We start from the raw sequence: 24,190 nt of genomic DNA, 5'->3' as shown, positions 1-24,190 counted from the left end.
CGGTCAGACGCCGTTGGCCGGGCCGCGGGCCCGATGGATCGCCGCACGGATGCGCTCGTGCACTTCCAGCGGATGATTGACGTACCACCAGGAGGCTTCGACGCCGCCGGTGCCCGCGGTCGCGAACGAGATGCTGCCCAGCCTGACCAGACGCTCGTACCAGCTCATCGTCAGGTAGGTGTTCTGGATCCTGGTCAACTGGCATTCGAACAGGTCAATGTTCAGGATGCCCATCAGCCGGAGAATCCGCCGGTTGGTCAGCACATAGAGCCGCGATACCCATTGCAGCAAGGCGAAACCCAGTCGGGCGGCGGCCACCGCCACCGCGCCTTGCAGCACCACCGGCCGGTCGAGTAGCGGAAACCGGTGCCCCCAGTTCCCGACGAGAACCAGCAGCACCGCCATGGCCAGGATCCAGCGGGCCGAGACAAACAAGACAAACCAGAGAGAAGGCTTCATCGCCAGAATGACAATCTCGTCGCCGCTGAGCAGATTGGCGGGCAGCAGGTCGCTGAGGGCGGGGATCGGGCGGGCGTCCGCACCGGCCCCGGGCGTCTGGCCGCAGGACGCATGCATGAGCCGTTGGGCGGACTGGCGGCTCGAGCGCCTGGCGGAAAGGTCAATGCGAACTCGCATATAGCTCCGGCCGCAGAATACCAATGTCCGGCAGATTCCGATAATGATCGTCGTAGTCCAGACCGTACCCGACCACGAACTTGTCTTCGATGTCGAAGCCGACGAACTCGATATTCAGATCGGACGGGGCCTTGCTCGGCTTGCGAAGCAGCACACAGACGCGGATCGATTTCGCCCCGGCGTCCGCAAGCCGCTCACGCACCAGTCGGAGCGTGCCCCCGGTGTCCAGAATGTCGTCCACCAGCAGAACATGACGCCCGGCGACCTGAACATTGAGATCCTGGCTGATCCTGGCTCCGCCGGACTGTGTGGTCGCCCCCCGATAGCTCGACACAGTGATGAGCCCGATTTTCATGCGAAAGGGCAACTGCCGAATCAGGTCGGAAACGAAGATGAACGCCCCCGACAGAATCGTCACAATGGTGATGCCGTCGTCCTCCTCGTCTTCGTAGGTCCAGGCGATCTCCTGACCTAACTCCTTGACCCGTTTGGCGATCCGGTCCCGGGGAATGAGGATACGTTCCAGATCTGCTTCCATGGCCGGGATTATACGCGCCCGGGCGGCCGGGGACAGTCGGCTTGACTCAGGTGCCGGGGTTTCTACAATGGACTCTTTACGCGGCGGTCGGACCCTGCGCAGGGCCAATCGTCCGGCAGGCTGCGTACGGTCCAGGGGCAGACGACTGGAAGGGCACGCATGCGTAAGTGGTTTTTAATAATGACGTTATGCTTCATTGGGTCCGCCGTGCCGCCTGCATGGGCGGTCTCGTCATCCACCCAGCCGGCCGTCACTTCGCCCGCCTGGGAACTGAAGATCAAGTTCCAGGATCCCCAGCGGGTCGCCGTGACCGTGCCGGGACAGAGGTCGCCGGTCGTCTACTGGTACATGCTCTATACGGTTGAGAATTCAACCGAACGCGAGGTGGACTTCTACCCCGACTTCACCCTGGTCACTGACACGATGCGGATCGTGAAGAACGAGGTGCAGGTCAGCCCGGAGGCCTTCCAGGCGATCCAGCGGCGCTCGGGAAACCCGGCCCTGCTGCCCCCCGAGAAGGTGCTGGGCAAGCTGCTCCGCGGGCAGGACCGGGCCCGATCGAGCGTCGCGATCTGGAAGGATTTCGAGCCTCAGGCCAAGGGCTTCACCGTCTTCGTCGCCGGACTGTCGGGAGAGGTGTCGTTCGTGAAGAACCCGGCCTACGACCCCAAGAAGCCGGAGGACGCAGGTAATCGGCGGGCGTTCATCCTGCGCAAGACCCTCGAGCTGCCGTACAAGTTCCCCGGCGCCGAGTCGATGCGGACCTACGTGGTGCCGGAGCGGCAGACCGAGCGGCAGAAATGGATCATGCGATAGCCGAGCGAATACGATAGAAAGACGGCGATAGAAGATAAGGACGGAGTGACTCTATGGCTCATAAGAAAGGTCAAGGCTCATCACGCAACGGGCGCGACAGCAATGCCCAGCGCCTTGGCGTCAAGCTCTTCGGCGGAGAATTCGCCAAGGCTGGCGCGATCATCGTCCGGCAGTGCGGAACGCCGTTCAAGCCCGGACGATTCGTCGGCCGCGGCCGAGATGACACCTTGTTCGCCCTGGTTGAAGGAACCGTGGTGTTCAACGGCAGCAAGGTCGACATCCAACCGAACTAGCGCCCGGGATCGGTCCCGGCCCCCACCAGAGCCCGGAGCGCAAGCGACGGGAATGCCGCTCAAGGGGCGGCATCGCACCCGGTGCTCGCGCTTGGGGCTCTGGTTGTCTTGTGGCATTTCGGCGTAGTGCCTGCGAGCAGCGACCATGTTCATCGACCGTGCCGAGATCTTTGTCCGAGGCGGCAAGGGCGGGAACGGCTGCGTCAGCTTCCGGCGCGAGAAGTACATTCCCAAGGGCGGCCCCGACGGCGGTGACGGCGGCCACGGGGGCCACGTCTACGTCGTCGCCGACCCGACCATCACCACCCTCCTCGACTTCACCGGCCGCCATCATTGGACAGCCCAGAACGGCCAGGCCGGCATGGGCAAGAACCGCAGCGGCAAGAGCGGCGCCGACCGCGTCGTCCGCGTTCCGCCCGGCACGCTCATCTACGATCGCGACAGCGGGCGCCTGCTCAAGGATCTCGATCAAAGCGGGATGAGGGTGCTTATCGCCCGTGGCGGGCGCGGGGGCAAGGGCAACCAGCACTTCGCCACGGCCCGCCATCAGGCCCCGCGATTTGCCTTTCCCGGCGGCGAGCCGGACGAGCGGTGGCTGCGACTCGAACTCAAACTCATTGCCGATGTCGGGCTCGTCGGGCTGCCCAACGCGGGCAAGAGCACCCTGCTCTCCAGGGTCAGTCGGGCTCGACCCAAGATCGCCGACTACCCCTTCACCACCATCGAGCCTCAGCTTGGGATTGTGGAACTCTCCAACTACCGCCGATTCGTCATGGCGGATATCCCCGGACTCATCGAAGGAGCCCACGAAGGCATCGGATTGGGCGACGATTTCCTCCGCCATATTGAGCGAACGCGGGTCATCGTCCACCTGGTCGACGTCCACCCGATCGTCGAGCATCCGACGCCGGTCGAGGCCTACCACGTCATTCGCAATGAGCTGCAGAAGTACTCGCAGGACTTGGCCAGGAAGCCGGAGCTGATCGTGGCTAACAAGATCGACCTGGCCGACAACCTCTCGGCGGTGCAGGGACTGCAGGATGCCCTCGGCCGCGAAGTGATCGCCATCAGCGGAGTGACTGGCGCGGGCATCGAGCAACTCGGCGACGCACTGTGGCGGATGATCCAGGAGGTCCGTCAGACCGAGCAGGCCAGCAAGTCCGCCGTGCCGCACGACGATCCATTCAGGGCAATCGCCGCGGCCCCGCCCATCCGCTGCGGCGATGTCTGCAGCGACACCCCGGACCGCGAGGGAGGCGAGGATGGCGATGACGGCTGCAACGGCGACGACCCGTGCGGACCCGCCGAGGGGTTCGAGGGCGATGCTCTGTGGGCGGAACTGGAAGACGACCCGGATAGCGGAGAAGGCAAGCCATGATCCGCGCTTCTGAATCAGGCGAGAACGAGCCCAGATCAGGCAAGGATGCGGCAGCCGAGACCGGCTTGCTGCTCATCGACATCGGCAACAGCCATGTGGGTATGGCCACGTGGATTCGCGGTAATCGCGGCACAGCCGTGCATTTGCCCAACGACCCGATTGAATCCGTCGTCGGGCATCTGGTCGGCTTGTGGAACGGTCTGCCCACATCCGGTTCGCGGGTTGCTGTGGTCAGCTCGGTCTGCCCACCGATGATGAAACGCCTCGAGCCGATGTGCGAGGCCCGGGGCATCGGTTCGATCCTTCTGGTTGGTCGGGACATCGACCCCCCGATTCGCGCTGATGTTCGCGAGCCGGAGAAGGTCGGAACCGACCGCCTGTGCACTGCGGCGGCCGCCTTCGCCAAGCTCCGACAGGCCTGCGTGGTGGCCGATTTCGGTACCGCGGTGACCATCGACCTCGTCGCCGACAACAACTTCTTCATGGGCGGAACGATCATGCCCGGCATCGCCCTGGCGGCCAGGGCCCTCCACGAGCACACCGCCCAGCTGCCGCTCGTCGAGGTGGGTACGCCGACCGGTACCATCGGTAAGGATACCGTCGAGGCCATCCGCAACGGCATCTTCGCCATGATGGTCGGGGCTTTGCGCGAAACCACCGAACGACTCGCCACCGAAATCGGCAAATGGCCCCCGCTCATTGTCACCGGCGGCAACGCTCGCGACATCGCCGGCGGCTGCGACTTCGTCGATCACGTTCTGCCGGACCTCTGCCTCGACGGCTTGGTCATCGCGTACCTGAATGCGGCCGCCAGATGTGACCAAGGCCATGAACAGGTGTGATCCAGCCCTCGCCGCGTGCCTTACCCCGCCTACGGTCGGAGGTATCGCGGTCATTCAGATCCTGACCCGCGACAGCCGATGGCTGCGCCCGTTGTTCAGAACGTCCCGTCCCATCGAGTTCGATACGCCGGCATCGGATGAGCTGCGACTGTGCCGCCTGGTGGACGGCGACGAGGTCATCGACGATGCGGTCGTGGCCGTCCGCCGCAATCCCGCCGGCCAGCTGGTCATCGATCTCAGCCTGCATGGCGGCCCGCGAATCGTGCAGCGAGCGCTGTTGCTGCTCAAGGCGGCCGGTGCCTGCATCGTCCCCGCGGTCGAGCTGCTCGGTTCAACCTGGGCGGCGAACGAGCTGCTGCGTCGCGAAGCCCTGGAGGCCATCCTGCAGGCGAAGACCCGGACCCTCGCCCTCTGGCTGGCGGCGACGATGGAAGCCCTGCCGAACGAACTCGACCGGCTCATGGTCGACACCCGAGCTGATCGACTGGATTCTGTCCGGAAACAGCTCGGAGAGTGGCTGGCCGCCTCGCCTACCGTCCGGCGGGCTCTGACCGGTGTCCGGGTCGTCCTCGTCGGGCCACCCAACTCCGGCAAGTCGACACTGGCCAACCAACTCGCCGGACGACATAGTGCCATCGTCAGCGATCTGCCGGGTACGACCCGCGATTGGCTCGAGCACCCCGCCTCCATTGAAGGCGTGCCGTTCACATTCGTGGATACGGCCGGCGTCAGGGACACCGCCGATCCGATCGAGGCCGAGGCCATCCGGCGAACCCGCCGGCAGGCGGTTACAGCCGACGTTGTCCTGCAGGTGATCGACCAGTCCTCACCACCTTGGCCGGAAGACCTTCAGCCTGCGAATGATGCGAGCCACGTCACCCAGGAATTCACATCCACGCAGCCGACGCTGGTTGTCTGGAACAAGAACGATCTGCCCACTGATCCGGGCCAGGCGGAGCGCATTGGAAGCTGGTCGACCAGAGGGGTATCGGTTTCGGCGCGAACAGGGGATGGGTTCGAACGGCTACGGATGGCGCTCCTGGGTGCCACCGGCCTCGCCGACTGGCGACGAGCCGTCGGCGTCCCCTTCACATTGCGGCAAGCCGAGGCCGTCGAGGCAGCCTTATCGGCCTTGAACGCGGGACGTCCCGACAGGGCCGAGGCATGTCGTTGGCTGAAAATCGTCAGATGGGGTCAAGATCCCCAGGAAAGATGCCCCCGTAGCGGAATATAATCCGACATCGGGTGACGATATCGCCGCCCCAAGTGTTGAATAACAAACGGATTACGCGTATGTTGAGTTCGATTCGTTGAGCATCTCTGCGACGAACTACGCGTGAGCGTACTTGGGGACACCAATCGAGCGGAGCGGATCTGCATGGCAGATGCGTTAAAAGGTGAGAGCCAGATAGGCCGCTTGGCGGTTGAGCAGAAACTCATTACGCCCGACGAGCTGAATACCTGCATCGCGGAGCAGCAGAGTCTCGCTTCTCAGGGCAAGACGCTGAGTCTCTCCGAGGTGCTCATTCATTCAGGTTATATCACCCGCTCCCAGCTCCAGCGGCTGGGTGGTGACTCAACCGATTCGATCGCCACCAAAACGCTGCGCATTCCCGGTTACGATCGGCTGCAGAAGATAGGCGAAGGGGCGATGGCCAAGGTCTACAAGGCCCACCAGATCAGCCTGGACCGGACCGTGGCGGTGAAGATCCTGCCCAAGAAGGCCAGCGAAAACCAGGAGTTCGTCAAGCGCTTTCAGGAAGAGGGCAAAGCTGCCGCCCAGCTCAACCACAACAACATCGTGCAGGCCATCGACGTCGGTGAAGCTTCTGGCTACCACTACTTCGTCATGGAGTATATTCAGGGGAAGACGGTCTACGACGACTTGGCGGCCAACAGAACCTATTCTGAGCAGGAAGCCCTGAAGATCGTCATTCAGATTGCCCGGGCACTGGAGCATGCTGCGGCCCGAGGCTTCATTCACCGCGATGTGAAGCCCAAGAACATCATGCTCACCGAGGACGGTGTAGCCAAACTTGCCGACCTCGGGTTGGCCCGACGAACTTCCGACATCAAGGCGGCCATGGCGGAGGCCGGCCGAGCCTACGGGACCCCCTACTACATCAGCCCGGAACAGATCCGCGGCGAAGTCCACATCGACGTCCGGGCGGACATGTACTCCCTCGGAGCCACCTTCTACCATATGGTCACCGGCAAGGTGCCCTTCGATGGCCCGACGCCCGCCGCGGTCATGCACAAGCACCTGGTTGAACCGCTCATACCGCCGGACCATGTGCGGCCCACGCTCTCCACCGGTGTCGGCGAGGTGATCGAGCGGATGATGGCCAAGAAACCCGAACATCGCTACCCCAACATGGGCGATCTCATCAAGGATCTCGAGGCCATCCAGCGTGGCGAACCTCCGCTCCTGGCTCGACGACAGCTCGACGACAACATCCTCCAGGGCCTGGCGGAGAGCAGTACCCCAGTCCACAAAGAGGAAGCCCCCAAGGAAGAAACACCCTCCACCCCGGTGGTCCCCCTGGTCTGGGTCTTCATTCTGGCCGCCCTTCTGGGGCTGTCCATGATCGTGAATATCATCCAGATCCTGACCTGAGCCAGCCGCCGCGCCGTGCCCGCCACGGCCAATAAGCCTCGCATCGGAGAGTACGCCCGGGCCGACTGGCGATATCTCGTCACCAAAGCAAGGCTTGTTCGGGTGGTTACCCACCGACAAATTGGTGGATAGACGGTGGAAAAAGCCTGAAAAAGATTGCTCAAGTCCCGTTATTCGATCAACGAATGAGGAAATGGGAAAAAAGCGTCGGCGAGGACGATTTTTTGATTTGATCTTATCGGCTGTTGGGTTTATATAGGTACATAGTGGAAGCTGGTCGGCTCATAGCCGGCGGCGACAGCTGTGAACTCAAGGATGAGCTTCACCAATCCGGCACGGAGGCGTTTCACTTCCTCGCCGGGTGACAATCGCGACATCCCAGGTCTGAAGGCATGGCTACACGGAGGATCCCATGACCGCGACGACAAAAGACTCGGTCGAGGCACTGTGGAAGAGGTATCTTAAAACCCGTTCTGAGAAGTACCGCAACGCTCTGGTGGAGCAGTACGCCCCGCTGGTCCACATTCAGGCGGCCCGCTTGTCCCGCAAGCTGCCCGCCCAGATCAGCTACGACGAGATCTGCAGCGCCGGGTACGATGGGCTGATCGAGGCGGTCGAGGGATACAATCCCAAGCGCAAAGCCAAGTTCGAGACTTTCTGCCAGCAGCGGATCATTGGCGCGGTCATGGATTGGCTGCGCAGCCTGGATCCCCAGTCAAGAACCGTGCGCACTTTCGAGAAGCGGCGGATGGGCGTGCGCGAGTTGCTCGACGCCGAACTGGGTCGTCCGCCGATGCACGACGAAGTCGCCAAGCGCATGGGCATGTCCCAGGACCGCTATGATCAGCTGGCCCGCATTTCCCAACTCGGTCGCGAGGTGCATTTCTCGGCCATGGATCCTCGCGACTCCAGCGGACGCAGCCGGGCCAGCGAACGATCGTGGGATGTCGGCGACACCGACCAGACCGATCCGTCCGCCAAGCTCGCCCGAACCATGCTGACCGAGTTCGTCACCCGCGGATTGAGCACCGAGGAGCGGCTCGTTCTGGTGTTGTACTACTACGAAGACCTCACCATGGCCGAGATCGGCGTGGTGCTCGATCTCTCCGAATCACGCGTCAGCCAGATCCATAAGGACGTCATCGCCCGCCTCCGCAACCGCTTCAAGGACCGACTGGACGAGGAACTGGTCGCCTGACTTCGAGTCAGATTCTGCCGCGACAACTCGTCGTGGAAAACCTCTATGGTAAGGTTACTTCGGTCGGTGGATCGCCGACCAGCGCGATTTTCACCGGTCCCGATAGCTTGGCCGTGATGGTGGGTAGATAGCGAACGCCCTGGATCCGTGCCTCACCAATTCGGTCGATGACTTGGCCGACATGCAGACCGGCGCGGGCTGCCGGGCCGCCCGGTTCCACCTCGGTGATCACCGCGCCGCGAACGTCGGCCGGCAGTTTGTACGATCGGCAGACCTCCCAATCCGGGTAGGCCAGTCTCATCCCTCGCCAGCTGAATGCGGCCGGCGAAGCCACTTTCCGCCGGGCGGGCACGACCTGGGCGGTCAGACGTCGCGAACCTCGGCGGAAGATCAGCTGCATCGGCACGCCCACCCGTGCTCCGCCGATCAACGCGATGGCCTCATCGGCATCCCGGACCGCATGCCCGTCCACTGTGACGATGATGTCGCCGACCTTCAGATCAGCTGCGGCCGCCGGGGCTTGCCGCTCGATCGAGTCGACCACCGCTCCCGTCGGGCCGTCACTGCCTTGCGGCTCCTCGTCGCGAATGGACCGCAGCCCGACGCCGAGAAATCCGTACTCGACCTCCTCGCCCCGGGCCAGGGCGGCAATGATCTCCTTGGTTCGGGCACTCATTGGAATCGCATAACCCATTCCCTCGCTTCCGCCTGAGCGGGAAGAAATGGCCGTATTGATGCCGATGACCTCGCCTTTCAGGTTCAGGAGCGGGCCGCCGCTGTTGCCAGGGTTGATGCGGGCGTCCGTCTGGATCAGGTTGCCGTAGTAGCGCTGGGTCATCAGGGGATCGAGCTGCTGGTTTAGGCCCCGGCCCAGGGCGCTGATCACGCCGAACGACATCGCCGGCCGGCCGCGGCTCTCCAGGGCGGACCCGAAAGGGTTGCCCATCACGATCGCGAACTGGCCCTGCCTGACGGTCTCCAGGTTGCCCAGAACGGCCGGCTTGAGGCCCTTGGCCCCGATCGTCATCACCGCCAAATCACTTCGCGGGTCGGCGTAGACCTCCTGCACGCGGTAGCTCTCTCCGCTGGACAGAATGCAGGTGATATCGTCCGGCTGGGCTCCGGCCACGACGTGCTCGTTGGTCAGGATCTGGCCGTCCGGACTGATGATCACCCCGCTGCCGACAGACGGGTATCGCCGCTCCTCCGGTCGTCCCCGCCGGCTGGAACCTGGACGCACTCCACCGTTCGGGGGCGGTTCAGGGGCTTCCTGCGTTTCACTGCCGTCCATCGGTCGATTGGCTCGAATCGCCACCACCGACGGCCGTAAAGTCTCCGCCACCGCGACCAACGTCTGCTCCAGGGCCTCAACCTGAACCGGGTCGGCCGCGGCGGGTTGGGCTTGGGCTTGGATAGCCGGCAGTACCAGCCCAAGCACCGCGAGAACTGCGGTCGCCGTCTGCACTGAAAGTGGCGTTGTTCCGAGAAGGCCAACAGGGGTGAGCCGCTCGCAGCGGTGCCCAATCTGCGAGGAATCGCGCCACCGCCCGCCCGTCCGTCTCCCGCGTATCAGACGCTCATCACGCATGGCTCATCACGGGTCCGTCCTAGCGCTTCACGAAGCCACCCGTGCCGCTGGGCGGATTGACCCACAACGGGCCGGCCTCGGCGGCCTTGGTCCGGATGTGCTCGACGGCCGCATCCAGGTCGTCGGTCAGCATGAACAAGTCCACGTCCGATTGGCTGACTGTCCCGTATTCCTCAATCAGCGTCTTCCGCATCCAGTCGACCAGGGGACTCCAGAACCTGGCTCCAATCAGCACAACCGGCGAGGGTTTGGTTTTGTGGGTCTGCAACAAGGTGAGGATCTCGAACAGCTCGTCCATTGTCCCGAAGCCGCCCGGGAAGCACGCCAGGGCAACGGCGTATTTCACGAACATGACCTTGCGGGCGAAGAAGTAGTCGAACGACAGGCCGTGGGTGACGTACGGGTTGGGCTGCTGCTCGGTGGGGATCTGGATATTAAGCCCAACGCTGATCCCGCCAGCCTCGAAGGCTCCCCGGTTCGCGGCCTCCATGATCCCAGGTCCGCCGCCGGTGATCACCGCGAAACCGGCTCGAACCAGCTTGCGGCCAAGGACGACCGCCTGCTCGTAGATGTCGCTCACCGGTGTCAGCCGAGCCGACCCGTAGACTGTGACCGCCGGCCCGATCTGGCTCATGAGCTCGAAACCCTCGACGAACTCGGCCATGATCCGGAAAACCCGCCAGGTCTCCTCCGGTGCCGGCACCGGGTGTAAACCGGCCGGTTCCTTGTGCTGATTGCCCTTCGGCTGCGTCATGATGTACTCCCCATGCTACGAAACCAAGCGGGTAGTGTACACGAACGGGGAGGGACGGAAAACAGACGCCAAAACGTCAGAACGTCGAAACGTCGTGACACCGAGCAGATGACCGCGATCACCGGGACCGACGGCCTGACCATCGACGTGCTCGCCGGTCAGGACTCCACCGGCCGTCCAGCGTTGCTGATCGCTGACGTCCATGCGACTTCAACCACCTGTGACATCCAGTTGGCCGACGGCTCGAAGGCTACAGACGCGCGTCTGACAATCCAGCTGGTCAGCGATGCCGCGCGGGTATCGCGACAGTGACATCCGCCGGCGGTACAATCACGTTCCCCGGCCACAGCATGCCGCTCGTGACGGGGGTGAATAGGCCGGCTCGACGAGCTGCGCGGCCGGTTCGGCGTTCAGCGGTTTTTCAGAGCGGTCGACGACGGCCAGGTCGTCGGCTCGGCCTGTGCCGTCCAGAAGGAGACAACCTGTCACGTCAGATGGAAGGATCCTGACCATGAATCACATTCGACATCTGATCGTCACCCTGTTACTGACTACCCCGGTCTTGCACGCCGCCGAGACTCCGCAGGCAGCGCCGCCCGACATGCCGAGACCGTATCCCGAGCGGATGAAGTGGTGGGGGGAGGCGCGCTTCGGCATGTTTATCCACTGGGGACCGGTCAGCCTCAAGGGCACCGAGATCAGCTGGTCGCGGGCCAACTCCAATCCCAAGTGCCCCAACCGAGGACCGATTCCCGTCGAGGTGTACGACAATCTGTTCAAGCAGTTCAACCCGACGAAGTTCGACGCCGCCCGGTGGGTGAGTCTCGCCAAGGCGGCCGGCATGAAGTACATGGTGCTCACCGCCAAGCACTGTGACGGATTCCTGCTCTGGGACTCGAAGGCGTCGGACTACAACATCATGAACACGCCGTTCAAGCGTGACGTTTGCGCCGAACTTGCCAGGGCGGCCCACGAACAGGGCATGCGCCTAGGCTGGTACTTCTCGCCGATGGACTGGCGCGATCCGGATTTCCGCACCCAACGGAACAAGGTGTTTCTCGAACGAATGAAGGCCGAGCTGCGCGAACTGCTCAGCAACTACGGCACCATCGATCTGCTCTGGTTCGATTGGGATTCCCGCGAGCCGCTCTACGACCAGGCTGAGACCTACAGGCTGGTGAAGTCGCTGCAGCCCAAGATCGTCATCAACAACCGGCTGGATCTCGGTCCGGAGCCAATCGGGCACAGCGACTGGCGCTACATCGGTTCGGAGGCGGACTACTACACGCCCGAGCAGATCATCGGCGGTTTCGACGTCCGCCGCCCGTGGGAATCGTGCATGACGCTCTCGTCGAGAGACCAGTGGTCCTGGGGCGGGCCGGAGGATGGGGTCAAGCCATACGAAGCCTGCATGGATATGCTGATTCGCGGGGCTGGTGGCGACGGCAATATCCTGCTGAACGTCGGACCGATGCCCAGCGGAGAGATCGCACCCGATCAGGCCAATCGGATCAAGGAGATGGGGGTGTGGCTGGCCGAGTACGGCCAGAGCATCTACGGCACGCGCGGCGGGCCATTCAAGCCGGGGGACTACGGCGTTTCGACGCGCAAGGGGAACACCATTTACCTCCACATCCGCGATTGGACCGAGGACGCGGTCAAGCTGCCGGCCATCCCGGCCAAGGTGGTCAAGAGTGAGGCACTGACCGGCGGGAAGGCCGTGGTCCATCAGACGGCCACCGGCCTGGATATCTCGGTGCCTCAAGGCGACCGTCAGGCACTGGACACGATCGTGGCTCTGGAACTGGACCGTTCATCGCTGGCCATCCCGGCGATCGAAGTCCCCGCACCGAAGTCGTTGACCACGAACGCCAAGGCCACGGCTTCGAACGTGTACCAGAACCAAGCTGAGTACGGCGCGGACAGGGCCGTGGACGGCCGTAACGATACCCGCTGGGCGACGGACGGAGGCGTTAGGTTCGCGTGGCTGGAAGTTGATCTCGGCAAACCGGCGACCATCGGCCGTGCCGTGATCAAGCAGGCGTTTCCGGAACTCAAGCGCGTTCGCAAGTTCGCTATCGAGTACTTCCAGGATGACCAATGGAGGCCGTGCTACCAAGGGGAGAACCTGGGGGCGCAACTGGCGGTGAGCTTTGATCCGGTGACCGCTCAACGCGTGCGTCTGAACATCACCGAAGCGACCGACGGGCCGACGATCTGGGAGTTTCACTTGTTCGGAGCTGCACGATAGCGATAGAGGTAGTCGGTCAACGTGCTATGAGGTGCATTTGAGCACATGACCAACGAGAAGGTGCATACGCGGTTTACCCTGGAATCGATGACCGTTTGTCACGGTGACGCGGTCGTCGAGATCTTCAGTCACGATGTCAACCACAGCTTTGCCGCTTACCCCGAGCAGCCGGTACGCCGCCCGTTCTTCGATCAGCTCTTGCAGGCCACGCAGGGTTATCCGGCGTTCGGCGCCGTAGACGAGAGGAAGCGGCTTATGGGCTTCGCCTGCCTGCGGCCTCTTCACCCGACCTGCTATAATGACGCAGCGTTCGGAAGCGGTCCCGGTGTGGACAACCCATTGACGAACCGGAGGGTGATGGGACCGGTGGACAGCCGGACGGCCGGCGATCGGTTGAGAGCGGAACACACCCCTCAAAGGAGAATCACGATGAGATGCCCATGGTTCAACGCAATGGCCTTCGCTTGCCTGGTGAGCTGGTGCACAGCGGTCCTGGCACAGAGCGGTCAGACGACCCCTGCGGCCGCGGCAAAACCCGCCGCTGAGTCCGCCCAGCCTCCGAACGCGAACGACGAGTCCGCCCCGACGGCGATCCGATGGTGGGGGCAGGCGTGCGTCTCGATCGAGACCTTCTGGGGATTCACTATCGTGATCGATCCCTTCCTGGCCACCGAGCAGATGGGCTTTCCCAAGCCGGACCTGACTGCCAATCTGGTTCTCGCGACACACGAGCACTTCGATCACACCGGCTTCGATGTGGTCAAAGGCAAGCCGGTCATTGTTCATGGGCTCAAGCCGGACAAGAACTGGGCCGAGATTGACCACTACCTCGACCGCCGGCCGAATCAGGCGGAGATCAAGTGGCTGGCGAAGACCGAGGTCGGCACTCCCACCAGCCATGCCGTCCACGTCAAGAGCATCCCCACGTTCCATGACGCGGAGTCGGGAGCGAGACGCGGCAAGAACGCCATGTTCCTGATCGAGACCGACGGCGTGCGGATCCTGCACTGCGGAGACCTTGGCCACACACTGACCCCCGAGCAACTCACGGCCATCGGCCCCGTTGACGTCCTCCTGATCCCAGTGGGCGGGACGTACACGCTCGATCCGACTCAGGCAATCGAGGTGGTCAAGCAGATCAGGCCCCGCCGTTTTGTCTGGCCGATTCACTTCAAGACCAGCGTGGGCAAGATCCCGCTCGCCAGGCTCGATGCTTTCCTGGCCAAGGCCAAGGAGGCGGGTATACCCGTTCGCGAGGTCAAGGGCAACGCGATCGCCGCGGCCCAGCCGGCGGCGAAGCCGGACGCCGAGCCTGGGCCGGCAGCGGTCATCGCCTGCGACTTCAAGCCGGCCAAGCCGGCCGCCGACATGCAGGCCGCCCTCGAATCGATGCGTGCTGATCGGCAGGCGCTGATTGACGCCCTGGGAAAGGTCACCAAGGTGCAGCTCGATCACAAGCCGTCCGACGGCACGCACACGATCCGATGGAACTTCGAGCACACCACTGGCGCGGAGCTGAACTTCTTCAGCCAGATCTACCACGCGATGGACCCGGAGATCCCACTCATCAAGTGGGGACCGGCCCAGATGCCCCCCGACTTCAAGCCTCGCCATCCCGACTGGGACACCTCCGAGATGGTCCGCTACGTTCAGCGAACCGCGGCGTTCACCGAGCGGTTCAGTTATCTCCTGGCCAACACGCAGGCCGATCTGAAGATCGAGGGTACGCGGTTCTCGGTGCAGTCGCTGTCCAAGATGATGGTCGGGCACTACCGGAACCACACCACCAAGGCTGTGCTCAAATTCAAGTTGCCGGACTGGCCCAAGGATTGACTGCCTATCTCAGGAGGCAGTGGGGGACCGGCTTGCAGTCTGTCAGTTGAAAGGCAAGATGCCGGTCCCACACTCCTGCACTCGCACACTTAACAAGGTAGGCTCAGCGCGGGGCGTAAAGGACGCCAATCGCTCAGGGTCGTGCAACTCGAGCCACCGGGTATAATGCGAGCCGGCCCAGCCGGCGCTGGTTGACCCTGCGCGACTGCCGGCCACATCTCGGATCCGTGACGAGAAAGGGGCGCGATGATGCAGGACTGGAAGACGACCAGGCGGTATGTTCTGAAGAGGGCGATGGCTGTGGCCAGTGCCCCGTACATGATCACCTCGACGGCGCTGGGAAACGCTGAAACAGCCCCGGCCAGCGAGCGGGTGACACTCGGGCACATCGGTGTCGGCGGCCAGGGAACCTACCTGCTCAACGGATTCCTGAACTGCAAGAACGCCCAGAGCGTGGCCGTCGCCGACGCTTACAGCGATCGCCGCGCGGCGGCCGCCCGGCGGATCAACGGCCAGGGTTACGCCGACTTCCGCGAATTGCTGGCTCGCAAGGACATCGACGCGGTGGTTGTGGCCACACCCGATCACTGGCACGTGCCGATCGCCCTTGCTGCGGCTCGGGCGGGCAAAGACGCTTACGTCGAGAAGCCGCTCGGCGTGACTATCGAGCAGGACCTTGCCTGCCGTAAGATCTTCACCGAGAAGAAGCGGGTCTTTCAGTACGGCACCCAGCAGCGCAGCTCGGCCCACTGCCGCTTCGGTTGCGAGCTGGTTCGCAGCGGGCGAATCGGCAAGGTGCACACCATCGAGGTCATCGCGCCCGACGGCGGTGAGGGCGGCTCGACCGAGGAAATCCCCGTGCCGCCGACCCTTGACTATTCGATGTGGATCGGTCCGGCCCCGATGGCGCCGTACACCAAGGACCGCTGCGTGACACCCGGAACGTACTACATTTACGACTACTCGATTGGTTATCTTGCCGGCTGGGGCGCGCACCCGCTGGATATCATGATCTGGGGCTCGGACGCCGACATCGCCGGCCCGATGACCGTCGAAGGCACCGGCAAGGTACCGACGAAAGGGCTCTACAACACGGTGATCAACTGGGACGTGACCTACCAGATGGCCAACGGCGTGAAGATGTCCTTCAAGCCCGGTGGTGATTCGACCAAGTTTATCGGGCCAAACGGCTGGGTGCGCATCTGGCGTAGCGGGATTGACGCCGAGCCCAAGTCACTGCTGCAGTCCAAGATCGGTCCCGACGAGGTTCATCTCATCGGGAGCCCGCGGCAGGACCAGAACTTCATCGACGCCGTGAAATCGCGCCGCAGGACGGTTAGCCCGCTCGGCGACGCCGTGCGTTCCGACATCATCAGCCACCTGGCCGATATCACCATTCGGTTGAAGCGCAGGATCACCTGGGATCCCAGGAAGGAAGCGATCGTGGGCGACGCCGAGGCAACCAAGAGGCTCACGCGGGCGATGCGGTCGCCGTGGACGCTGTGAGCGGTCTGTCAGGGAGGATCGTGAGATGATGAGGATCTGGACGATGGTCGGGCTGTGCTTCACCGCCTCGATGGCGGCGGCGGCGGATGGCAGGCTTCGTGTGCCCGCATCCACCGCCTACGTCGATCCAAAGCCGGAAGCGGTGCATGTTTCCGAGAAGGGCGTCACCGGCTGGAAGGACCCGTCGCAGAAGGTGCTGTGGTTCGGACAGCTCAAGAAGCCGGGGTCGCTCGAGTGTTGCGTCGAGCTGCGGTTACCGTCCGGGGCGACCTCACGCCTGCGGCTCACCGTGGCCGGCCGATCCCGTGAATCATCGGCCGAGGGCAACGGGCGGGATCGGGTCATCGTGCGTTTTGGGTTGTTCGAGGTGCCGGCCGCGGGATACCAGCGGTTTGCGCTCGAATCGCTCAACGAGAAAGGCCGGCCCGCGGGCGACCTGGAAGCCCTGCTGCTGGATGGATCTGCAACCCAAGACGCCCACTTCAATCTCAAGCCTCGCCGCAACGCCGCCTCCGTCCATCTATTCTACCCCGTGCCTAAGGACGAAGAGGTCGAAGTCTTCTACTGCGAGATGACTGGCCTCGAGGATCCGCTTTGGACCTACTACATGGCCTGCGGCTGGCATCGGGGCTACTTCGGCATGCAGGTCAACAGCCCGACCGAACGGCGGATCATCTTCAGCGTCTGGGACAGCGGTGATGAGGCCGTGGATCGCAGCAAGGTGGCGGCCGACAACCGCGTCACCCTGGTCGGCAAGGGCGAGGGCGTCTACTCGGGCGATTTCGGCAACGAAGGCACCGGTGGCCACAGCCACCTCAAGTTCATGTGGAAGACCGGGGAGAGGCAGCGATTCATCGTGACGGCCAAGCCGACCGACGCGACCCACACCATCTACTCCGGCTATTACTTTCACCCGGAGAAGAAGGACTGGATCCTGATCTCGAGTTGGAGAGCCCCCAAGGAGGGCGGCTATCTCCGCGGGCTATACAGCTTCAGCGAGAACTTCGGCGGAGCCAACGGACACGTCGTGCGAAAGGCCCTCTACGGCAACCAGTGGATCCGAACAGCTGCGGGCCGGTGGGTCGAGCTGACCGCCGCCTCCTTCAGTCACGACGAAACCGGCAAGGCAGACCGCCTCGATCGTTTCATGGGCATCGAGAAGGGGCAGTTCTTCCTCTCGCACGGCGGATTCGTGGACGGATTCACCAAGTACGGCGAGAAGTTCGATCGGCCCAAGACCGGCCGGCCGCCTTCGGATATCCGATGGCCTGAACCGACTTCGCCATCGGCACGTTGATGGATACCTGTTCGTCGTTTCGAGGAGACTGACATGAAGAAGACGCCTGTTTTGCTCGCGGTACTGTTCGCCGTCATGGGCCTGCTGGCGCCGATGGTGGGGTCGGCCGACAACGAGCCCGGGGAAGGCTTCATCTCCCTATTCAATGGCAAGGATTTCTCCGGATGGAAGGTGCCCGAGGGCGACGGCGGCCATTGGAGAGTCGTCGACGGGGTCATCGACTACGACGCCGGGAGCGCGGCCAAGGGCGATAAGAGCCTCTGGACCACGCAGGAGTATACCGACTTCGTTCTCCGCGTAGACTGGCGCATCAAGGAGACGCCCTACACCAACCCCAACGTGCCGTACATCCTCCCGGACGGCACCCACGCTCGCGACATCCACGGCAAGGAAATGCGCATGGCCCTGCCGGATTCCGATTCCGGCGTCATGGTCCGGGGCAGCGCGAAGAACCAGTGCAATATCTGGTGCTGGCCGATCGGTTCCGGCGAAATGTACGGCTATCGCACCGATCCGAAGGTGTCCCCGGAAGTGCGCGCCGCGGTCACCCCCAGGACTCAGGCGGACAAGCCGGTCGGTGAGTGGAATCGATACGAGATCACCGTGCGCGGCGACGTGGTCAAGGTCGTGCTGAACGGCAAGACGGTCCTTCCGGGTGCGAAGTTGCCCGGCCTCGCAGCCAAGGGGGCCATTGGCCTGCAACACCACGGTGATAAAAAGGAGGGCAAGTGGGTCAGCCCACCGGCCCTGCTGCAGTTCAAGAACATCTTCATCAAGTCGCTCGATCCGAAGGCGGCTCGTGAAGGGAGCGAAGGATGAACTCACCAAGGCCAGTTCGGAATCGGGCCGGCGGGGTCTCTCGCCGGCAGTTCGTGGCGGGGGCCGCCGCGACCGGTGCTGCGTGGACGCTCGTCCCCCGGCATGTCCTGGGCGGCGCGGGCCAGACAGCGCCCAGCGAAGTCATCACCCTCGCCGCAATCGGTGTGGGCGATCAGGGCATGCGCGACATGGGGAGCTTTCTCGACAAGTCGCAGGTGCGAGTCGTGGCGGTCTGCGATGTCGAGGTCAAGAACCTGACCGCCGCCCGGAACGCCGTCAACGCCCACTACGGCGACAAGGCGTGCAAGACCTACAAGGACTATCACGAGTTGTTCTCGCAGCACAGGGATCTCGACGCGACTCTGATCGTCACTCCGGACCACAGCCATGCGGTGATCGCCTCCGCCGCTCTGAAAGCCGGCAAGCATGTCTACTGCCAGAAACCGTTCACCCACACCATCTACGAGGCCCGTACGCTTAGTGGGCTGACCCGCGAAACCTGGCGGGCGACCCAGTTGGGCACCGGGCCCCAGGCCGGCGAGGAGCCACGCCTCCTGCGTGAGTGGGTTGATGCCGGGGCCATCGGTGCCGTCCGCGAGGTCCACCTGTGGTCCAACCGCCCGTTCTGGCCCCAAGGCATGGAGCGGCCGACAGACACGCCTCCCGTCCCCCCGACGCTCGATTGGGATCTCTGGCTGGGACCTGCCCCGCATCGGCCATACCATCCCGCCTATCTGCCGCTGGTTTTCAGAGGCTGGCGGGATTTCGGGACCGGCGCCTTGGGCGACATGGGCTGCTACGCCTTCGATATCATCTTCAGAGTGCTGCGTCTGAGGGGCCCCCTGGCCGTCGAGGCGAGCGGCGCGGGCTTCGCCGCCAAGATGTGGGCCAAGCCGGAGATGAACAGCGAAAGCTGGCCGCAGGCTTCTCTCATCCGCTGGGAATTCCCCGCCCGCGGCTCGATGCCGCCGGTCAGCGTCTTCTGGTACGACGGCGGGCTGCGCCCGGTCAGACCCCGGCACATGGAGCCCAAGCGACCGCTCGAGGACGAAGGTATGATCCTGGTGGGCGACGAGGGTGCGTTGGTCTGCGGATTCTGCGGCCAGAAACCGCGTCTCGTCCCTGCCGCCCGGGCAGACGCGTTCAAGCCGCCGCCGAAAACGCTGCCCCGATCGATCGGCCATCACGAGGAGTGGCTCCAGGCCTGCAGGGGCGGCGAGCCGGCCGGCGCCAACTTCGAGTTCGCGGCCACGGTGACCGAGGCACTGCTGCTCGGGAACGTGGCTCTGCGCTTCCCCGGCCGGACACTGGAGTGGAACTGGCCCGCCCTGAAGGTGAACAATCTGCCCGATGCCAACAAGTTCGTGCATCGCGAGTACCGCCAGGGATGGTCGATTTGAGGCCGTTTCACGGCGTGGTCCGCTAGACGGAGTACTACGGCAGTGAACGAGAATGGACCCTACCGCTGATGGTACCGCTCCGAACAACGATGAACAACGCGAGCCGGCCGGAGAGGTATCCCCAGAACGCCCCGAACCAGCAGTCACTCAGCCAGTGCACGGCTTCAAGGTATCGTGAGGCCGCACAACCGAACGCCAGCGGCCACAGCAGCCAGGCCAGTCGGGGATAGTAGCAGCTCAGGACGCAGGCAATCGCGAACGAGCTGGCGGAGTGGCCGGAGGGAAACGACTCGGTGTCAAAGCCGTGGCTGGAAGGGCGCGAGCCGAGCCAGGTATCGCTGACCGTGAATTGCTGCAGCGTCTGCAGGCCAGGGGTCGCCGAGCCTTCAGCGTGTTGTCGGATTGCCGCGTACGGCCGGTGCCGAGGCAGGAGGTACTTGCCCGAATCGTAGCCAGCCGCGGCCAGAATCTCGGCCAGTAGCAGGGCGCACACGACCGGCTTCCATCGCCGGTCGTAACTGGCCGCGATCGCGATGGCCAGAATCACTGCCCCGGCCTGCCCGAACTCGCGCACGCTGCCCAGTGCTTCCTTCAGCCAGCCCTGCGGCTCGCCGCGAATGATCGTATACCGGATCCGCATCAGTGGCAGATCCTGATTCAGCAGGACCAGGTATCCCGCGACCGCGACGAGAAAGAAGACGAGGGCTCGGTCCCATCGTGGTAGTCGCCCCCCGGGCGATGACCGGACGACCTCGGTGCGTGGCGGGGCAAAGACCTCGCGTTCCTGCATTTCGTTCGCGTTGCTCACTGGTCGCTTCTCGCTTCGTTCGCCCGTCCCTTGGCTCCGTTGGCTTCATGGGCGGCCAGGAACCGCCGGGCCATCTGGAAGTACTGGATCACGGTCGCCGCCGCCAGGATGGACGCCGTCCACCACAACACGACCGGGATCCAGGACAGCGATTCCGGCAGATCGGGCGAGAGCAGAATCGAGATGACCATGCTGAGTTGAGCGAAGGTGCACAGCTTGCCGACGCGGCGGGGTTCGATGTAGATCCGCGAGGTCGAGAAGTAGACAATACAGAAACCGATGACCACGATCAGGTCCTTGCCGATCACGGTCACCGCCACCACGTCCGGAAGAAGCATGCCGCTGACGTGCGTGCCTCGGTGAGCCAGGAGGCCGACCGAGCAGAGAATCAGCATTTTGTCGGCCAGGGGATCGAGGAACCGCCCGACGGCCGATTCCTGGTGCAGCCGGCGAGCCAGGTATCCATCCAGGGCGTCGCTGACCGCCATGGCCGCGAAGATCCCCAGGGCGAGCCATCGTGCCCGGTCGCCCCAGGCCGGATCCTGCAGGTGTAGCAGCATGACCACGAACGGCCCGACGAGGAGAATGCGAGCCAGCGTGATCCGGTTTGGCCAGGAGATCTTGTACACAGAACTAGCCTCTATAAAGAGTCACAGCGCCGTGCGGCCGGTACCCTGTCCGTCCGGCCATTGTAGGGCACCAACGAGACCGGCACAAACCGCGGGTAGGAACCGCGACCTTCGCCGCCCCGCATTCCCCCCGAGGCGGCGTCGGGACGGAGTGCTCGACCGGCGATCCGTTGGGGGAACACTGCCGTCGGCGACGGCGTTACTCGGATGTTGACGTCTCTCCGAACGGCACCTTCGGAGCCGGTAGACGACTTCACATGCCGGCCCGGCCGGGATACAATCCGGTCGCCATGGAGGTCGGTTTGTGATGCCCCGTTTCTTTGCAAAGTACAACCTCGATGCCTGCGCCTGGGAAGTACTCGACACGGCGACGAACTCGGCCGTGGAGTCATTCTCCTGCGGCCGGGATGACGAACTGCGCCATTACGCCGAGCATCGCGCCCTGGCCCACGCAGCTCGCATGAACCAGCAGGCGGACGAAGCCGCGGCGCGAGGCCCATCCGATGGCCAGTCCGGATAGCCCGCGGATGCACCGTCGCGGCCTCGTCACGCGGCGCTGGTTGAGGCCGTCCGGAGGCCGCCGGGAGCGGTGATCACCAAGCCGGTGGGAAAGGCGGTCCCCCATGTTTTCAGCGATCCTGTTCAGGACGACGACATGGCTGTTTCTGTTGGGCCTTTGCCTGGCGAACGGTGCCTGGGCAGCCGACGGGGAGGCAGCGCGTCGCGACCTGACCTTGTGGTACGACATTCCGGCCAAGCCCAATTCGGGCATGACCGAGGCCCTGCCCATCGGGAACGGCCGCATGGGCGGAATGGTCTTTGGGGGAACAGGTCTCGAGAAGATCGTGTTCAACGAGGACAGCCTGTGGACCGGCGACGAGAACCCATCGGGGAGCTACGACCCGGTGGAAGGTTCCTACGACAAGACCATGGGGGCGTATCAGAAGTTCGGTGAAGTACTCATCCAACTGCCCGGACACGAGAAGGCGAGCGGCTATCGACGCGATCTGGATATCTCCACCGCCATCGCGGGCGTGCGATATCGGGTCGGCGAGGTCAATTACTCCCGGGAGTACTTCTGCAGCAGGCCAGACCAGGCGCTGGTCGTTCGGCTGACCGCGGACCAGCCCGGCGCCTGCACGGGCTCGATCGAACTCCATGACGCCCACAAGGCCCGCACGGTGGGGCGCGACGGCCGACTGATCATCTCGGGAGCACTCTGCAACGGCATGAAGTACGAGGCCCAGTTGTCGGCCGCTCACCGGGGTGGATCGCTCAAGGCGGTCGATGCCCGGATCGAGTTCACGCGATGCGACAGCGTTACACTGTACGTGACCACGGGCACCGACTACGCGATGGACTACGCCCGCGGCTACCGCGGCGACCCCCCTCATGAAAGCGTGAACGGCCAGATGAGCAAGGCCCTGGCCAAGGACGATGCCGCACTCAGGCAGGACCACGTGAGGGACTACCAGGCCCTCTTCAACCGCGTGGCATTGGATTTAGGCCCGTCGCCCGACGAACGTAAGGCACTGCCCGCCGACCAGCGCAAGAGCCGGGTGGCCAAAGGCGGCGACCCGGAGATGGAAGCCCTGTTCTTCCAGTACGGCCGGTATCTGCTGATCAGTTGCTCGCGCCCGGGGGACCTGCCGGCCAACCTGCAGGGGCTCTGGAACGAGAGCAACGCCCCCCCCTGGGCCTGCGACTACCACACCAATATCAACATCCAGATGAACTACTGGCCGGCGGAGATCACTAACCTCGCAGAATGTCATCGTCCCCTGTTCGACTTGATCAGAAGTCAGCTCGATCCGTGGCGAAAAGCCACCAAAGCCGAGAAGGAATATGCCACGGCGAGCGGCACGGTACGCGGCTGGGCGCTGCGGACTTCACACAACATCTGCGGTGGCATGGGGTGGCGATGGGACAAGACCGCCAACGCGTGGTACTGCCAACATCTGTGGGAGCACTACGCCTTCGGCCGCGACAGGGTCTTTCTCCGTGACGTGGCCTATCCCATCCTTAAGGAGACCTGCGAGTTCTGGGAGGACCATCTCAAGGCCCTGCCTGACGGCCGACTCGTGGTGCCTAACGGCTGGTCCCCCGAACACGGGCCCAACGAGGACGGGGTCACCTATAACCAGGTCATCGTCTGGGATCTGTTCACCAACTTCGTCCAGGCCAGCGAAACGCTGGGGCTCGATGCCGACTTTCGGGCCCAGGTGGCGGCCATGCGCCACAAGCTCGTTGGCCCGAAGATCGGTAGATGGGGCCAGCTTCAGGAGTGGATGGTTGACCGCGACGATCCGAACGATCATCACCGACACACGTCGCACTTGTTCGCGGTCTACCCCGGGCGCCAAGTCAACGTGGTCGGCACCCCCGAATTGGCCAAAGCGGCCGCGGTCTCATTGACCGCTCGCGGCCAAACCGGCGACAGCAACCGTGAATGGGCCTTCGCTTGGCGGGGCGCCCTGTGGGCCCGCCTGCACGAGGCCGAGAAAGCGCACGACATGCTCGTAGCCCTGCTCTCCACGCCTTCGACGTGCCGTAACCTGTTCGGTAACCATCCCCCCATGCAGATCGACGGCAACCTGGGTATCACCGCGGCCGTGGCCGAGATGCTGCTACAGTCACACGAGGGGGTGATCAGTCTGCTGCCGGCCTTGCCCAAGGCCTGGGCGACTGGAAGCGTGACCGGCCTGCGGGCCCGCGGCGGCTTCGAGATCGACATGCGTTGGAGAGACGGCCAGTTGGTCGACGTTGCCGTGCGAGGCGGTAACGGCACGCACGGCACCCTGCTCTACCGCGGAAAGACCGTTTCCATCCGGCTGCAGCCGGGCGAGACCAAACGCGTGGTGCTGGACCATTTTCAGCACCAGTAAAAATGCCATCAGGACCCCGGTGCCCGTCAACTCACCAGCATCCGAGCCGCAGAACACGGGCCTCCGCTATGAGGGCCGTACCCGCGAAGGGGCAAGCTTGCG

The 24,190-nt window shown here is 63.8% G+C and carries 22 protein-coding genes; 16 read left to right on the top strand and 6 right to left on the bottom strand.

Annotation, left to right across the window (positions count from 1 at the left end; genetic code table 11):
* Positions 1-3: 3 nt before the first annotated feature.
* The gene (locus KA354_14830; GenBank protein ID MBP7935918.1) at positions 4-636 is read right to left on the bottom strand and encodes a PH domain-containing protein; all 633 of its coding nucleotides are present in this window, start codon (positions 634-636) and stop codon (positions 4-6) included.
* Positions 620-1,174: a hypoxanthine phosphoribosyltransferase gene (gene hpt / locus KA354_14825; GenBank protein ID MBP7935917.1), complete on the bottom strand. Its 555-nt coding sequence runs from the start codon at positions 1,172-1,174 to the stop codon at positions 620-622. The genes KA354_14830 and hpt overlap by 17 nt, the downstream gene beginning before the upstream one ends.
* A 180-nt stretch (positions 1,175-1,354) precedes the next feature.
* Between hpt and KA354_14820 the strand changes: the two genes are divergently transcribed.
* From KA354_14820 to KA354_14790, 7 genes are all read left to right on the top strand, one after another.
* Positions 1,355-1,990: a hypothetical protein gene (locus KA354_14820; protein MBP7935916.1), complete on the top strand. Its 636-nt coding sequence runs from the start codon at positions 1,355-1,357 to the stop codon at positions 1,988-1,990.
* Between the two features lie 53 nt (positions 1,991-2,043).
* Positions 2,044-2,283: a 50S ribosomal protein L27 gene (gene rpmA / locus KA354_14815; protein MBP7935915.1), complete on the top strand. Its 240-nt coding sequence runs from the start codon at positions 2,044-2,046 to the stop codon at positions 2,281-2,283.
* 145 nt (positions 2,284-2,428) lie between these two features.
* Positions 2,429-3,661 carry a GTPase ObgE gene (gene obgE, locus KA354_14810; protein MBP7935914.1) on the top strand — a complete coding sequence of 411 codons (1,233 nt, stop codon included), beginning with the start codon at positions 2,429-2,431 and terminating at the stop codon, positions 3,659-3,661.
* Positions 3,658-4,503, top strand: a complete 846-nt coding sequence (locus KA354_14805) for a type III pantothenate kinase (protein MBP7935913.1) — start codon at positions 3,658-3,660, stop codon at positions 4,501-4,503. The genes obgE and KA354_14805 overlap by 4 nt, the downstream gene beginning before the upstream one ends.
* Positions 4,490-5,737: a 50S ribosome-binding GTPase gene (locus tag KA354_14800; protein MBP7935912.1), complete on the top strand. Its 1,248-nt coding sequence runs from the start codon at positions 4,490-4,492 to the stop codon at positions 5,735-5,737. The genes KA354_14805 and KA354_14800 overlap by 14 nt, the downstream gene beginning before the upstream one ends.
* Positions 5,738-5,881: 144 nt before the next feature.
* Complete coding sequence (locus KA354_14795) at positions 5,882-7,120, top strand: serine/threonine protein kinase (GenBank protein MBP7935911.1); 1,239 nt, start codon at positions 5,882-5,884, stop codon at positions 7,118-7,120.
* A 412-nt stretch (positions 7,121-7,532) separates the two neighbouring features.
* A complete protein-coding gene (locus KA354_14790) occupies positions 7,533-8,318 on the top strand; it encodes a sigma-70 family RNA polymerase sigma factor (protein ID MBP7935910.1) in 786 nt (261 codons plus the stop codon).
* Positions 8,319-8,361: 43 nt separating this feature from the next.
* Here the strand turns inward: KA354_14790 and KA354_14785 are convergent, their stop codons facing one another.
* A complete protein-coding gene (locus KA354_14785; protein ID MBP7935909.1) occupies positions 8,362-9,906 on the bottom strand; it encodes a trypsin-like peptidase domain-containing protein in 1,545 nt (514 codons plus the stop codon).
* Positions 9,907-9,925: 19 nt separating this feature from the next.
* The gene (locus KA354_14780; protein ID MBP7935908.1) at positions 9,926-10,660 is read right to left on the bottom strand and encodes a TIGR00730 family Rossman fold protein; all 735 of its coding nucleotides are present in this window, start codon (positions 10,658-10,660) and stop codon (positions 9,926-9,928) included.
* 108 nt (positions 10,661-10,768) lie between these two features.
* Here KA354_14780 and KA354_14775 point away from each other — a divergent pair, with 108 nt between their 5' ends.
* The 7 genes from KA354_14775 to KA354_14745 all read left to right on the top strand — a co-directional run bounded on the left by KA354_14775 (position 10,769) and on the right by KA354_14745 (position 19,766).
* The gene (locus tag KA354_14775; protein ID MBP7935907.1) at positions 10,769-10,972 is read left to right on the top strand and encodes a hypothetical protein; all 204 of its coding nucleotides are present in this window, start codon (positions 10,769-10,771) and stop codon (positions 10,970-10,972) included.
* 199 nt (positions 10,973-11,171) lie between these two features.
* Positions 11,172-12,911: an alpha-L-fucosidase gene (locus KA354_14770; protein ID MBP7935906.1), complete on the top strand. Its 1,740-nt coding sequence runs from the start codon at positions 11,172-11,174 to the stop codon at positions 12,909-12,911.
* 45 nt (positions 12,912-12,956) lie between these two features.
* Complete coding sequence (locus tag KA354_14765) at positions 12,957-14,744, top strand: MBL fold metallo-hydrolase (GenBank protein ID MBP7935905.1); 1,788 nt, start codon at positions 12,957-12,959, stop codon at positions 14,742-14,744.
* 249 nt (positions 14,745-14,993) lie between these two features.
* The gene (locus tag KA354_14760; GenBank protein ID MBP7935904.1) at positions 14,994-16,250 is read left to right on the top strand and encodes a Gfo/Idh/MocA family oxidoreductase; all 1,257 of its coding nucleotides are present in this window, start codon (positions 14,994-14,996) and stop codon (positions 16,248-16,250) included.
* Between the two features lie 25 nt (positions 16,251-16,275).
* Positions 16,276-17,547 carry a DUF3472 domain-containing protein gene (locus tag KA354_14755; protein MBP7935903.1) on the top strand — a complete coding sequence of 424 codons (1,272 nt, stop codon included), beginning with the start codon at positions 16,276-16,278 and terminating at the stop codon, positions 17,545-17,547.
* Between the two features lie 33 nt (positions 17,548-17,580).
* On the top strand, positions 17,581-18,366 hold the full coding sequence (locus tag KA354_14750; GenBank protein MBP7935902.1) for a DUF1080 domain-containing protein: 786 nt from the start codon (positions 17,581-17,583) through the stop codon (positions 18,364-18,366).
* Entirely contained in the window at positions 18,363-19,766 is a 1,404-nt protein-coding gene (locus KA354_14745) for a Gfo/Idh/MocA family oxidoreductase (GenBank protein MBP7935901.1), read from the top strand. The genes KA354_14750 and KA354_14745 overlap by 4 nt, the downstream gene beginning before the upstream one ends.
* Positions 19,767-19,800: 34 nt before the next feature.
* Here KA354_14745 and KA354_14740 read toward each other — a convergent pair whose 3' ends face one another.
* Entirely contained in the window at positions 19,801-20,574 is a 774-nt protein-coding gene (locus KA354_14740; protein MBP7935900.1) for a phosphatase PAP2 family protein, read from the bottom strand.
* On the bottom strand, positions 20,571-21,203 hold the full coding sequence (locus KA354_14735) for a CDP-alcohol phosphatidyltransferase family protein (GenBank protein MBP7935899.1): 633 nt from the start codon (positions 21,201-21,203) through the stop codon (positions 20,571-20,573). The genes KA354_14740 and KA354_14735 overlap by 4 nt, the downstream gene beginning before the upstream one ends.
* A gap of 307 nt (positions 21,204-21,510) precedes the next feature.
* Here KA354_14735 and KA354_14730 point away from each other — a divergent pair, with 307 nt between their 5' ends.
* The gene (locus tag KA354_14730) at positions 21,511-21,723 is read left to right on the top strand and encodes a hypothetical protein (protein ID MBP7935898.1); all 213 of its coding nucleotides are present in this window, start codon (positions 21,511-21,513) and stop codon (positions 21,721-21,723) included.
* Positions 21,724-21,826: 103 nt separating this feature from the next.
* Positions 21,827-24,088 carry a glycoside hydrolase family 95 protein gene (locus tag KA354_14725; protein ID MBP7935897.1) on the top strand — a complete coding sequence of 754 codons (2,262 nt, stop codon included), beginning with the start codon at positions 21,827-21,829 and terminating at the stop codon, positions 24,086-24,088.
* Positions 24,089-24,190 lie beyond the last annotated feature (102 nt).

The sequence above is a fragment of the Phycisphaerae bacterium genome, assembly GCA_018003015.1.
Classification (GTDB): Bacteria; Planctomycetota; Phycisphaerae; order UBA1845; family PWPN01; genus JAGNEZ01.
This window is presented reverse-complemented; position numbering and strand designations above follow the sequence as displayed.